Origin of the sequence: Paraburkholderia fungorum (genome assembly GCF_003610895.1) — a bacterium.
GTDB classification, from domain to species: Bacteria; Pseudomonadota; Gammaproteobacteria; order Burkholderiales; family Burkholderiaceae; genus Paraburkholderia; species Paraburkholderia fungorum_B.
This window is the reverse complement of sequence record NZ_MCAS01000017.1, coordinates 116,719-129,083: the sequence shown is the minus strand read 5'-3', so window position 1 is coordinate 129,083 and position 12,365 is coordinate 116,719. Positions and strand designations below refer to the sequence as shown.

At 59.4% G+C, this 12,365-nt stretch carries 12 protein-coding genes; 6 read left to right on the top strand and 6 right to left on the bottom strand.

Features of this window, described 5'->3' with window-relative positions:
* The coding region (locus BCY88_RS18345) for a cytochrome-c peroxidase (protein WP_259461443.1) at window positions 1-1,120 on the top strand (1,120 nt) is incomplete at its 5' end.
* Between the two features lie 95 nt (window positions 1,121-1,215).
* Here BCY88_RS18345 and BCY88_RS18340 read toward each other — a convergent pair.
* A complete protein-coding gene (locus BCY88_RS18340; protein WP_120345636.1) occupies window positions 1,216-1,932 on the bottom strand; it encodes an O-methyltransferase in 717 nt (238 codons plus the stop codon).
* A gap of 291 nt (window positions 1,933-2,223) precedes the next feature.
* Window positions 2,224-3,123, bottom strand: a complete 900-nt coding sequence (gene gcvA / locus BCY88_RS18335) for a transcriptional regulator GcvA (protein ID WP_120345635.1) — start codon at window positions 3,121-3,123, stop codon at window positions 2,224-2,226.
* Between the two features lie 144 nt (window positions 3,124-3,267).
* Here gcvA and BCY88_RS18330 point away from each other — a divergent pair, with 144 nt between their 5' ends.
* The gene (locus tag BCY88_RS18330; protein WP_120345634.1) at window positions 3,268-4,572 is read left to right on the top strand and encodes an adenylosuccinate synthase; all 1,305 of its coding nucleotides are present in this window, start codon (window positions 3,268-3,270) and stop codon (window positions 4,570-4,572) included.
* Between the two features lie 42 nt (window positions 4,573-4,614).
* Here BCY88_RS18330 and BCY88_RS18325 read toward each other — a convergent pair whose 3' ends face one another.
* Complete coding sequence (locus BCY88_RS18325; protein ID WP_120345633.1) at window positions 4,615-5,019, bottom strand: DUF2471 domain-containing protein; 405 nt, start codon at window positions 5,017-5,019, stop codon at window positions 4,615-4,617.
* 38 nt (window positions 5,020-5,057) lie between these two features.
* Window positions 5,058-5,339, bottom strand: a complete 282-nt coding sequence (locus tag BCY88_RS18320) for a CppA family protein (protein ID WP_120345632.1) — start codon at window positions 5,337-5,339, stop codon at window positions 5,058-5,060.
* 225 nt (window positions 5,340-5,564) lie between these two features.
* Here BCY88_RS18320 and BCY88_RS18315 point away from each other — a divergent pair, with 225 nt between their 5' ends.
* Both BCY88_RS18315 and BCY88_RS18310 read left to right on the top strand, forming a co-directional pair.
* Complete coding sequence (locus tag BCY88_RS18315) at window positions 5,565-6,341, top strand: class I SAM-dependent methyltransferase (protein WP_183081396.1); 777 nt, start codon at window positions 5,565-5,567, stop codon at window positions 6,339-6,341.
* 134 nt (window positions 6,342-6,475) lie between these two features.
* Window positions 6,476-7,687, top strand: coding sequence for an MFS transporter (locus BCY88_RS18310; protein WP_120345630.1), 1,212 nt, complete (start codon window positions 6,476-6,478; stop codon window positions 7,685-7,687).
* Between the two features lie 21 nt (window positions 7,688-7,708).
* Here the strand turns inward: BCY88_RS18310 and BCY88_RS18305 are convergent, their stop codons facing one another.
* Window positions 7,709-8,977 carry an MFS transporter gene (locus BCY88_RS18305; RefSeq protein ID WP_120345629.1) on the bottom strand — a complete coding sequence of 423 codons (1,269 nt, stop codon included), beginning with the start codon at window positions 8,975-8,977 and terminating at the stop codon, window positions 7,709-7,711.
* Between the two features lie 204 nt (window positions 8,978-9,181).
* Between BCY88_RS18305 and BCY88_RS18300 the strand changes: the two genes are divergently transcribed.
* Window positions 9,182-9,910, top strand: coding sequence for a hypothetical protein (locus BCY88_RS18300; protein WP_120345628.1), 729 nt, complete (start codon window positions 9,182-9,184; stop codon window positions 9,908-9,910).
* Between the two features lie 46 nt (window positions 9,911-9,956).
* On the opposite strand, the gene BCY88_RS18295 is transcribed toward BCY88_RS18300, so the two are convergent.
* Window positions 9,957-11,288 carry a carotenoid oxygenase family protein gene (locus BCY88_RS18295; protein WP_120345627.1) on the bottom strand — a complete coding sequence of 444 codons (1,332 nt, stop codon included), beginning with the start codon at window positions 11,286-11,288 and terminating at the stop codon, window positions 9,957-9,959.
* 568 nt (window positions 11,289-11,856) lie between these two features.
* Between BCY88_RS18295 and BCY88_RS18290 the strand changes: the two genes are divergently transcribed.
* Window positions 11,857-12,315 carry a hypothetical protein gene (locus tag BCY88_RS18290; protein WP_120345626.1) on the top strand — a complete coding sequence of 153 codons (459 nt, stop codon included), beginning with the start codon at window positions 11,857-11,859 and terminating at the stop codon, window positions 12,313-12,315.
* The last annotated feature ends 50 nt before the right edge of the window (window positions 12,316-12,365 follow it).

Genomic DNA, 12,365 nt, shown 5'->3' with positions numbered 1-12,365 from the left:
CTACAGCGATGCCGCGGCGCTCGGCAAGCTGATGTTCTTCGATGCGTCGTTGTCGGCGTCGGGCAAGATGTCGTGCGCGAGCTGTCATAGCCCGTCGCACGCGTACGGGCCGCCTAACGGGCTCGCCGCGCAATTCGGTGGGCCCGACATGCACCGCCAAGGCACGCGCGCCGTGCCAAGCCTGCGCTACGTGCTGAACCGCACGCCGATGTGGAGTCACGCGCAGGCAGCGAGCCTGTCCGAGCGGCTGAGCGAGACGGACAACGCGCCGGTTGGCGGCTTCGGCTGGGACGGGCGCTTTAACCGCCTGCACGATCAGGCGAGCTTCCCGCTGTTCAACCCGGACGAGATGGCGAACAAGGATCCGGCGGCCGTGCTTGCGAAGCTGGAGCAGGCGCCATATGCCGCACGTTTCAGGGAAGTGTTCGGTCAGAACATTTTCGCCGACCGTACGAAAGCGTTCGCCCAGGCGATGTACGCCATCGAGCGTTTCGAGCTTGAAGACCCGAGCTTCCATCCTTACACCAGCAAGTTCGATTACTACCTCGACGGCAAGGTCCAACTGACGGCACAAGAGTTGAGAGGCAAGAAACTGTTCGATGACCCGGCGGGTGGCAATTGCGCCTCCTGTCACATCGACCAGGTGGGTGTCGACGGCTCGCATCCGCTTTTCACCGACTTCAACTTTCAGGCGCTCGGTGTGCCGCGCAATCCGGAACTGCGTGCGAATGCAGACCCGAAGTACTTCGATATGGGTCTATGCGGGCCGCTGCGCACCGACCAGTCGAGCGACACGAGCAACTGCGGACTTTTCAAGTCAGTGTCGCTGCGTAATACAGCAACGCGGCAGGTGTTTTTCCACAATGGCCGCTTCCATACGCTGAAGGACGCGCTGCGTTTCTACGTGCAGCGCGACACGAATCCGGCGAAGTGGTACCCGAAAGACGCACACGGCAGAGTCGATAAATTCAACGACCTGCCCGTTGCGCTGCGCGTGAACGTCGATACCACCGACGAGCCGCTTACGCACAAAGCGGGCGAGCGCTCCGTGTGGTCGGAGCGCGATATCGACGACGTCGCTGCATTTCTTGCCACTTTGAACGATGGGTACAAGCGATAGCGGCTTGCCAGTGCTTGCCATTGCGACATGCACCTTCACCTTCGAATCCAGCAGGCCGAACAGAGGCGTTCGCTCAGATTGCGCTATTCATCAGGTCAAGAAGCAACGACTGTAAATTCGATCCCCGATTCAAAACCCAGTGTCGTGGTCGAGAAGCGCGGATTGTCGTCGAGGTACTCCTTGTAGGGCCGAACGGCTTCCTCAGCCGTGTACATGTTGTCGGCGAGAACGATGGAACCCGGGCGTAGCAGACGCTCGGTTTGCCGGAATAGCGCCAGATACGCGTCGGCCCATATGTCGATGAACACCATGTCGAACGTGCCGTCCAATTCGGAAACGGTCTGGAAGACGTCGCCTTCCCGGAGATCGACGTAAGCGTCTACGCCCGCTGTTCTGACATGAGTCCGAAGCTGTGCGCACTTTCCAGGATCGAGCTCCGTCGCCACAACCTTGCCGCTACCTATCGTGCTAAGGGCGTCGGCGATATACAGCGTGGACACGCCGCAGGAGCTGCCGAGTTCAAGAATTCGAGCGGGCTTGTGTGCAAGCACCATGTTGCGCAAAAAACTTCCCGTTTCCGGCGAGACGGCCAACGACAGCGAGGTGCCTTGCGAGGATTCGAAATCTTCACTGGAGAGCCCGTTCGATTCGAGAAATCGTCCTCGTAATCGAGGTGCGAGCATGTCGTATTCGTCCGCGAGTGTCATGAACTCCTCGCTCGACCCAAGGAACTGCGCCCGTGCGCGGGCCATGACTTCCGTCTGGCTTTGTTCGTGAAGTCGCCGCAGAAGCGCCGTGGCGGTTGAAGTCATATGTTCTCCTTGGGGCCTGGCCCGCCTAACTTGACTGATGAAGTGTGCGGAATCCGATCCATATCGCGTGCCAGCCGTGCTGAACTTCAGCCGCTAAAAATGCGGTTTGCCGGTTTGTTCTGATCGGTTTGATCGCGTGTTCAGGGCGCGCCGTTCCGTTCGATCGTCGTGTTCGAACTGGGTAGCGGTTCCATGCATGTGGAGACGTTTCAGGCGCGCGGATATTGTGGCCAACTTCGAAAAGCTTTTACTTCAGCAGCGGCCCGCCTGCTTGATGGAGAACTCCATTCACTATGCGTTGCGTGAGAAACGCTGCCCCAGTTCGCGCAACCACGTCAGAAAGGTTTCGATCGTGGGATCCCCAAGGCGTGCATTGGGGACGTAGCTGCAGTAACGCCATGCCGGCAAGGCCGGGCCGTCGAACGGAAACACGAGACGGCCTTCTTCGACGTCGAGCGCTACAAGCGCGGTCGGACCCATCGCGATACCCAGGCCATCAATGGCGGCCTGCAGGGTCAAATAAAAGTGGTCCAACTGCTGGGAATTGCGCGCGGCAAGCCGTGGGTTGCCGCACGCTGCAAGCCATTCGGCCCAAAGGCCGGGATACGTCGCCGAGTGCAACAGGGTGTGATGCGCCAGGTCCGAAACATGGCGTATCGGATGGGATTCCAGCACCTTGGGCGAGCACACCGGCAGCCGGACTTCGGAGAGAAATTCGTTGACCACATACCCCGCCGGCTTCTGCTCGCTGCCGCGAATCGCCACATCGCATTCCTCGCGCAGCCTTTCAATCGGTTCGTCCGACGTAGTCAGTCTGACTTCTACCGCGGGATTGGCCAGTTGAAAGTTGGAGAGCTGCGGCAATAGCCACCGCAACGCGAAAGTAGTCGGCGCATTGACCTTGATGATCTGCTGCCGCGTGACGCGGAGCTGCTCATTGGTGGCCAGCGCGATGCGGTCGAGCGCCGCCGATATCTCCGACAGATAAGCGCGCCCCGGCGCGGTCAGCACGACCCTGCGGCCGCGGCGTTCGAACAGGTTGTGCCCAAGCCACGCTTCCAGTTGCCCCACTTGCCGGCTAACGGCTCCGTGCGTGACGCACAACTCGTCGGCCGCAGCCGAAAAACTCTCGAGCCGCGCGGCGGCTTCGAATACGCGCAGTGCGTTCAACGGTGGCAGGCGACGTGGCATACAGCGAATCTCTATGTGAGTTTTTCTGACAGATTTGATGAGTTTACATCGATTTTCGCCGCCGCAGTACTCAACTATATTGCGCAGGTTGGCAGCAGATCGGGTTCTGGATCTGTTCGATTAAGTCACCAGGAAGACTACCGTATGTCGAATGTTGTTGTGGTTGGCGCGCAGTGGGGCGATGAAGGAAAAGGCCGGATTGTGGATTGGCTTGCCGAGGAGGCGGACATTGTTGCCCGCTACAACGGTGGCCACAACGCCGGTCACACGCTTGTGGTGAATGGGCAGACCTACAAGCTGGCGCTGCTTCCCAGCGGTATCGTGCGTGGAAAACTTGGTTTGATCGGCAACGGCGTCGCCCTGGACCCCGAGGCGCTGCTGGCGGAGATTGACCGTATGGCCGCGCTGGGCATTTGCGTGACACCCGAGATGCTGCAGATTGCCGAGACGGCCACGCTTGTGCTGCCAGTCCATCGGGCTATCGACGCCGCTCAGGAACGCTTGCGTGCCAAGCCGATCGGCACCACGCTGCGCGGTATCGGTCCGGCCTATGAAGACAAGGTTGGACGCCGCGGCTTGCGCGTCTGCGATCTTGCTGAACCGGAGCTGCTTGCTCAAAAGCTCGATGTGCTGCTTGAGCACCACAACGCGTGGTTCCGCGGCCTCGGTCTGGAGCCTTTCGAGCGAGACCGGATGTTGAGCGACCTGCTTGCCATTGCGCCAAGAATCCTGCCGTTCATGGGACGTGTCTGGGAACAACTCGACAACGCCCATTCATCGGGCAAGCGCACGGTATTCGAAGGCTCGCAAGCCGTGATGCTCGACGTGGACTGGGGCAGCTATCCATATGTGACGTCGTCGAGCACCGTCGCAGCCGGCGCGGCCAGTGGCACCGGGATCGCTCCTTCGCACCTTGGGCAGGTGCTTGGCGTCAGCAAGGTCTATGCAACGCGTGTTGGCGAAGGTCCGTTCACGTCCGAAGTGGATGGAACACTTGGAGAGGTGCTCAGGCAGCGCGGTGGCGAGTATGGAGTCAATACCGGCCGGCCGCGTCGCTGCGGTTGGCTGGACACCGTGCAACTGCGTCAGAGCAGCAGGGTTGCCGGCATCAACCTGCTGGCGCTGACCAAGCTGGATGTGCTCGATGGCTTCGATTCGATCTATGTGTGCGTAGGCTACGAGCTTGATGGGAAGCGCATTAACTACATGCCGTCCACCAACGCCGAGCAGCAGCGCCTTCGGCCGGTTCTCGAGCGCTTTGATGGCTGGGACGGTTCGACCCGGGGCATCCGGTCTTATGGCGACCTGCCCCGCCAGGCCGTGGTGCTGATCGAAGCGATTCAGCGGGAAGTCGGCATTCCGGTGTCAATGGTTACCACAGGCCCTGAACGTGACGACGCCATTGTCTTGCGATCGCCATTCGCGGAAACGGACGGCATAGCAAACTGATGACGAGATCCGGACGGCCAGATTCGGATGCGCTGCGGCGCATCAGTCCTGAGTAGCCAGATTGGTAGCGTCGGCCTGTACCAGTGCGCGTACGAGCAGGTACACGGCTGGCAGGTTGTCGTCGTCACGCCGCCAGTCGACGGGTTCGTCGAGATCCATTCCGGACAAACGGCTGTCGCCAAACCGCACAAACGTTGAACGTACCGTCTCGTTGTGTCTCGCCAGGAAGCCCCGATTCTCGAAGACCTGTTCGTCGATTGTTAGCAGCGTCCGCCAGGTGGGCGATTGCGCGCCACTTGAGTAACGGTGACGGCCATTGGCGAGGTGACGGCCCGCGACCGTGGCAATGACCTGCTGGAGATCAAGCGACGCGCTGCGGAGTGCGCGTTCGAGGGCGGCAGGATTTATATCTTGGGCATCCATATCAAGACCAGAGTCGTTAATCATGCTGTTATCTTCCGGAAGATTCGCGGCAACTCGCTGCCTCAAGATTGATGCTTCAACAACGCCTGGTTTCGGTGTGCCAACAACTGGCGGATCTGGGCGAGATAGGCGTCGCCGACCGTGCAGTCGTCAACAGGCCGGCTATGTTGATGAGGCGTGGGCGGACGTACGCCGAGATAGCGGCACACCGCGGACAGGTACGGTTTGCCGTTGCCGCCCAGATGTCGCGCAGCGGCAGCCACACGCACGTCTCCGACATGCGTGAGCAGCCACGCAAGCGTTTCGCGGTCACCGTCGTTCAAGATACGGATGAGCTGGTTCATGACCGATCCTGTATATAAAAACAGTACTGTAAATTTATACAGTATTTGATCAGGATGCAAGCAAATTCGCGGGCTGTTGCGACTCAGCGGAAAGAGGCTGCAGTCGGTCGACACTGCCACCTGGATCGCCCACAATTGGCAGCGGCCGTTTCGGCGCAGAGGTCAACAGGTCAACACGTCAGCGGGGCAGTTGCCGCGATGTAGATGCTTACGCGAACCTTTCTCATGACAACACACGCAAAAAACGCTGATGCCTTCGGCAGCGCGACAGAACAAGTAAGGCGTCACTACGACGATCTTCTGGCGGCCCACTTTTCGTGGATGAGCGGGATGACCGTGGCCGACAAGGCTGTCGAGCAGGCAGCCTTGCTCGCGGGGTTCGGGCTGGGCGACCGGAAGGGCGGCATTGCAGTCGATCTCGGCTGTGGACCGGGATATCAGTCCATCGCCCTCGCCAAACTCGGTTACGACAAGGTCATTGCGATAGACACGAGTCGTGATCTGCTTGCCGAGTTGCAACTGGCCGCGAACGACGATCGCATCGAGACAGTTCTTGCGGATTTGCGTACGTTTCGAACGATGCTCGAACCTGGTTCAGTGAGCGCCGTCGTCTGCATGGGCGATACGCTCACGCACCTCGAAACCCAGGCCGATGTATCAACGCTATACCGCGACGCCTACGACGCGTTGCAACCCAACGGGCGGCTCGTTCTGACGTTCCGCGATTTCTCTCAGGAGCTTTCGGGAGTCGATCGTTTCATTCCCGTTCGGGCAGACGATCAACGCATCATGACGTGCGTGCTTGAATATGAAATAGATAGCGTCCTGATCACGGATCTCATACATGTCCGTGATGGAGACCGATGGGAACTCCAAAAAAGCAGCTACCGGAAACTACGTCTTTCGCCATCGCTTCAGATCGCCGAATTGGAGCGAATGGGTTTCACGATAGACCACAATGGCGCGGGCAATCGAATGCATACGATTTGCGCGCGAAAATGAAACGATTTGCCCGGGCACGAAGAAACAGTAGTGCCCGCGTCGCGTCTACCCAAGATGCCGACAATGCATGTCGAACGAGCTGAAGCAGGTAAGACCCAAGATGGGTTTCAATCTTTTCCGACGGCGGGCAGCCGATGCAAATACGTTTTCCCGACAAAGAAATTGCGATTCCACTTGTTGTATTGTCTGTCACGCAGATAATCGGCTGGGGCACCGTAGGCTTGCCGTCAATTGTCGGAAGGCAGATGGCCAGCGATCTGAAGATGGACATCTCATACGTCTTCGCGGCCAGCTCCGTACTGTATGTTGTCATGGGGCTCTGGGCTCCCTTTCTGGCCAAAGTCTTTGCCCGGTTCGGGGCAAGGCGCGTCATGATCGGCGGCACGATCCTGTCTGCCTTTGGTTTTCTGTTGCTTGCCGTATGCCGCGGACCTCTGTTGTATTTCTCCGGCTGGGTTGCGCTTGGAACGGCGGGGAGTGCCACGCTCTCGACAGCGGCCTATATCATGCTTAACGAACTTACCGGCCCGAATGCGAAACGCGCGATCGGCGGCCTTATGTTGGTAACGGGTCTATCGAGCAGCGTTTTCTGGCCAATTGCATCGCTCCTCGCAAAGGCCGTGGGATGGCATGCGACCTGTGCGGTTTACGCGGGAATGCTGGTGTTGATATCCCTTCCACTCTATGTGTTTGGACTTCCTGCGTCCGTGCCGCCCAAAGATCAACATCGGCAAAGAGCTTCTAACTCGACACCCAGCACGCCCGCCCGAAAAGGCACGTTCTACCTGATTGCGACAGCGATCACATTGAATGCGTTCGTAACATTCGGGTTCAACGCAATATTTATCGAGCTACTCAAAGCCGTGGGATTGCCGGCAATGCAAGCCGTAGCCTTTGGCTCCGTACTCGGCGTGATTCAGGTGAGTGCACGGGCGGTTGATTTTCTTGGCGGCGCCAAGTGGGATGGCATATCGACAGGCGTTTTTGCGGGAATTGTTCTACCGCTGTCGATGGCGTTGCTCGTGTTGGACTACGGTTCGCATACTGCCGTTGCGGTCTTCGTTGTTCTCTACGGTTTGGGCAGCGGATCTCTTGCGGTTGCACGCGCAACGATACCGCTGGTGTTTTATGACAAGGCGGATTACGCCTCAGCAGCATCACGTATCGCACTCCCTCTCAATGTGATTTCCGCTGCCGCGCCGCCGCTTTTCATTGCGCTGTTGACCCGGTTTGGAAACGCCGTTTTGTTGGGGGTTGCTATTCTGTGTTCCGGAACTGCATTGACTCTGTTGTTGATCCTCGCGCGCCGCAGACCCAGGTTAGAAAGCGCCGCACCAGTGGCATGAAGCAATGCATCAGAAATTCGCTCACGACTGTGCACCGGCATCGGTGTCGAACTCGCGATCAATCAGGCTGGTGTGCGTATCACTGCGTGGACGGCACACGTGTCTGAGTCCGGTGCCGAAGCTGAGCCAGAGTATCAGCGAGCCGGTCGATATCGCGCCAAGCGTGATAAACGCTGCTGGATAGCCGAAGCGATGCGCCAGGATGCCGCCCAGTGCCGGGCTCAGGGCCGCGCCCGCACCTTGCACCGTCATGACGACACCCTGCCCGGCGTTGACCCGGCCCGTCCCCTCCAGCAATCGGACCACGAGTGCCGGAACAGCGACGCTTTGCAGTCCTGCGCCGATACCGTCGAGCGCCTGAACCGGCCATACGCCCCACTGGTGAATGACCGAAGCGGCAATCATGCCGCGCAGCGGCAACGCGAGAAACGTTACCAGGATCACCCACCAGTAACCGCGCCAGCGGATCAGACGGTAGGCGAACATCGCAGCGCCGACCATCACCAATTGTGCGATCACAATGGTTTCGGCTGTGAACGCGCTCGGGTCTCCTTGATGAGCGGCGACGATGGCAAGCCCATAGAGTGGGAGCATCGCGGCATTGCCCAGGTGGAATAGCGCGAGCGCTGCGGCTAGCACGATCAGTGGCCGGCATCGAAGCAGGATACGCAGGCCACTCACTCCCGCGTCGTTCGAGTCTCCATCCGCCTCGTTGGAGGCCAGTCCACGCGCGACATCGTGGTCGATGGTATCTCCGCCGATCATCGCTACCGCAATCAACGACAAAATCGCGAACACGGCGCTCAGCGCGAAGACGGCACCGAAGCCATAACGCCAACCCAGCCAGCCGGATAGCGCCGCTGCCACAACGTTGCCCGCATGATTGGCCACCTGATTGCGTCCAAACTGCCGGTCGAAGCCGCGTTGCCGCACGATGCCCAACGTGATGCCGGCCATGGCAGGTCCAAGGGCTGCTCCCGTAATGGCAGTCGCTACCTGCGACGCCGCGACCATCCAGTAGCTGTGCGACACCCACAGCAATCCAGATGCCGCCACGGTCATCACTCCCGCCACCACGACCAGCGTGCGCTTATGGCGCGTTGCGTCGACCAGCGCGCCGGCGGGTGAGGTGGCAATCATGCCGGCAATGCCGCCGATGGTCATGACTGTCCCGATCAGGTCAGTGCCCCAACCACGCGCTTGCAGGAAAACGCCAAGAAACGGGCCGATACCGGCCTGCACGTCCGCAACGAAGAAATTCAATGCTTCCAGGGCGCGGTTAGCTTTCATAGGCGTGGCCACTTTTACCAACCCTACTGGTTGTCGCGTTGACGCAGTGCGCAGCGCTACACCGCTCATATGCCGTCAGGCGCGGCATGCCGCATTCGTGAGCAAACCTCGTTCCTGTACGGCAAACTCAGTACCAGTCGCACACCTTTGTGAAGCATCGGCTAACTGCCGCTATGAGGGTGTGATATTGTTTTTCCAAATCCCATGAATATCCCCGCGCTCCCTGAGAATTCCCTTCGATCGAGCTGGCTACCGGCCGGCACGCTTCTGCTTGTCGGTGCATGGATTGCGTCGCAGGCAGGTTTTGATATTGTTTTCAATGCGATCACTGGGAATGTGCCGTGGATTCGCGTCGCTTTGTTTCTTGCGCTGACCTGCATCGGGATTTTCTGTGCGCAGCGCACAGGCCTTCGACTGGCGGCGCATGGTCTTGCTCAACCCGTTGTTGTCGCTTTTGGTATCGGGCTGCTTGTCGCACTTTACGTTGCGGTCATTGACCTCATCGTTTTCCGTCAGTTGCTTCCGCCAGACTACGTTGCTTTTTTCTCAGGGCATCCTCTGTCAGAGCGCCTGGTTTATTTCATGCTGCGCGCGTTCAACGAGAACATTTTTTACCGGCTCTTTTTCATGTCGACCCTGTTGTGGGGGATGGGGCTTGTTTGGCGGGATTCGCAAGGACGGATTCCAAACACCGCTTACTGGATCGCCATTGTTCTCGCCCAGACTATTCCGATGCTGCTAAACGAGGCACCGTTTTACCCGCCACACTTAACGGCTGCTTTTCTGCTCTACGTTGTCGCGCACTTTATCCTGTCAGGCATTCTTTGGGGCTTTCTTTACTGGCGATATGGCTTCGTAACGGCTGAAATCGCCCACGTCAGTACCCATCTTTTTCTGCAGCCCATCATGGGGTATGTGTTGGGTTCAGCTTAGAAAGGCCTGCTGTCGAAGCGTCATTGCCACTAGTCTGCGCGGCGTCTCAATCCTCATTCGCCAACCACGCGCCATGAAACCCGGCCGGGATTCGCGTTGGCAGGTGTACCGTCGCAACCGGTCCTGCGGCGACATCACGCGCATCGAGCACGACGACGTCACTGGTATCCGTCGCATGCCGATACACGCAGCACAGCAACCAGCCGTCGTCTTCCGTCTTTGCCTCGCGCCGCGGCACAAAAACCGGTTCGCTGTTCTGATCCCCCGGTGGCAGCTCATAGCGTTCGAGCGAACCGCTGTGCCAGTCGTGCCGCACAATCCCGCGGATCTCGAGAGGATTCGGTTGCGCGGCCGCATACAGGTACCGATACGGCCGACCGGTCAACTGCTCGTTGATCCGTGGCAGTTCGATGCCGCTGTCACCGGCTTGCCCCTCGTGCACCACCCCGGAATTCAGGTCGATCCGATATCGCCATAGCACCCCGACCGGATTTTCCTCGAACGCAGTGCCGTCTGGCGTGAGCCGCAGAAACCACGGATACCGGACGACATCGAGGACGATCGTCGTTTCGTTTGCGTCGTACGCGTTGACGACATGCTGAATGAAACACGGCGCAATCCTGAACCACCGGATCTGGCCGCCGTGGCGTGCGATCACGCCTAAGCGCGCGTCGCGTCCGTCATGCCAGCGCAATGGCATCCGGTGTCCGCGCGCAAGCATCGAGAAGTCATAGGCAACGTTCAGATCGAACAGGATGCTATGCGTGGCGGTAATCGCCATGTCGTGCATCATCGACGGCGACTGCAGCGCAATTTCGATATCGACGACCTGCTTTCCGGCCGCATCGGCCACACCGTAGCGCAGGAACGGGGCCTTCCAGTCGGCGCGGAACGTCACAAGCTCGCCGGTGCGCGGATCGACTTTGGGATGGGCGGTCATGCCGCCTGCAATGCCTGGGTGCCGGCGCGCCGGGCCGAGCGTATCGAGTTGCGGTGTGATCGCAAGCGGCGCCCCGCCTTCGGCCAGCGCGAGTATTTCGCCTGCGTGCCGGATCACGTTGACGTTCGGATTGGTATCGGGCCACGACGACACGCTCTGCGGCGCGTGGATGTGCGCCCATCGTTGTGTGCGTAGCCAGCGGTTGCGGTAGCCGGTCGCGCGGCCGCGTTCGAATGCGATTCCGTGAAGCATCGCGGCCTCTGGCCACCATGACAACACGCCGTCACCCTCGAAATGTCCCGACAACGGGTTCGGGCCGTTGCGCACGAGCACGCCATCGAGATCGTCGGGCACGGCTCCCGTCACGTTCAATTCGAAGAGATCAATTTCACGTGCGACCGGTGCAAGCGCGCCGGCATTCAGGTTAATAGCAGTCATGGCAATCGGTCCGAGGTCGAAAGCGTCAATTTATACCCGGGTAAAATGGTTTGTCAATATTATCCGGGTATAAATTGATGATCGGTATCGAACCGGTGGCGGCGCGCTGTACAGTGCCAACGGATGGACGGTCCATTCGCCTGTCACCTCTGCTGTGATCATTCCCGCTTAGGAGAGCGCAGCCGGGCAAGAGCTCTACGGTAGCAGCCGTGAAATCTTCCACGTTCGGGGCGAGGGCTTCGTTCGCCCGCTACCTGCGCACAAACGTCTGGTTACGATATTGGATTGTCGTCTTGTCTTTGCAGGACATTAGTTCCTGCTAACGAGGGCGACGGGCGCTGACATCGGCCAGCAAGCAGGGCACGTGGCAAGCAACGCATGAGTGACCGCAATTGAGAAACGCGAATGCGCGCTTCAGGCTCGATCACCGAAATTCGCCACGGAAGCGGGTTGGCCATGTACCGGCGTTCGCCCGCACTACCGCATCTGCATTTGAGTGACCGTCAACCGACCTACTGCAAATGATGGTTACACTGACTAACCTACCTTCACATGCTAGGAGACTTCCATGAGCAAGCCTACGTTTGTATCGACTGCCGCCACGTTGCTGTGCGTGGGTGCCCTGGCGGGCTTGACCGCCACCCCGGCGCAGGCAGCTGGCGCGCCGGTGAAATGCCATCTCACCTTCAGCATGTCCGGATGGTCGGCGATTTATCAGCATGCCGAAGGACGCGGCAGAGTAACTTGCGACAACGGGCAAAAGGCCGCAGTCACGATCAGCGTGCACGGCGGTGGTCTGACGGCAGGCAAGTTCCACGTCAGTGGCCACGGTGATATCACTCACGTCTACAGCATCAGGGATGTGTACGGCACTTATGCGCAGGCCGGTGCTTCGGCCGGCGCGGGGAGTAGCGGTACGGCCCAGGTGCTGACGAAGGGAACGACGTCGATGGCGTTGAGCGGCAGCGGTGAAGGCGTGGACCTTGGTGTAGCGGTCGATGCTTTCAAGATCGAACCGGTGCGCTGAGACACCGGAAGCGCTCTGATGAATTCCTACGCCGGGCGTCGTAGAAGTGG

Excerpts from the sequence above, each read along its gene's own strand:
- BCY88_RS18315 (WP_183081396.1), top strand. The coding sequence starts at position 5,565 with ATGACAACACACGCAAAAAACGCTGATGCCTTCGGCAGCGCGACAGAA.
- BCY88_RS18295 (WP_120345627.1), bottom strand. The coding sequence starts at position 11,288 with ATGACTGCTATTAACCTGAATGCCGGCGCGCTTGCACCGGTCGCACGT.
- BCY88_RS18290 (WP_120345626.1), top strand. The coding sequence starts at position 11,857 with ATGAGCAAGCCTACGTTTGTATCGACTGCCGCCACGTTGCTGTGCGTG.
- BCY88_RS18330 (WP_120345634.1), top strand. The coding sequence starts at position 3,268 with ATGTCGAATGTTGTTGTGGTTGGCGCGCAGTGGGGCGATGAAGGAAAA.
- BCY88_RS18305 (WP_120345629.1), bottom strand. The coding sequence starts at position 8,977 with ATGAAAGCTAACCGCGCCCTGGAAGCATTGAATTTCTTCGTTGCGGAC.
- BCY88_RS18300 (WP_120345628.1), top strand. The coding sequence starts at position 9,182 with ATGAATATCCCCGCGCTCCCTGAGAATTCCCTTCGATCGAGCTGGCTA.
- BCY88_RS18340 (WP_120345636.1), bottom strand. The coding sequence starts at position 1,932 with ATGACTTCAACCGCCACGGCGCTTCTGCGGCGACTTCACGAACAAAGC.
- BCY88_RS18310 (WP_120345630.1), top strand. The coding sequence starts at position 6,476 with ATGCAAATACGTTTTCCCGACAAAGAAATTGCGATTCCACTTGTTGTA.
- BCY88_RS18320 (WP_120345632.1), bottom strand. The coding sequence starts at position 5,339 with ATGAACCAGCTCATCCGTATCTTGAACGACGGTGACCGCGAAACGCTT.
- gcvA (WP_120345635.1), bottom strand. The coding sequence starts at position 3,123 with ATGCCACGTCGCCTGCCACCGTTGAACGCACTGCGCGTATTCGAAGCC.
- BCY88_RS18325 (WP_120345633.1), bottom strand. The coding sequence starts at position 5,019 with ATGATTAACGACTCTGGTCTTGATATGGATGCCCAAGATATAAATCCT.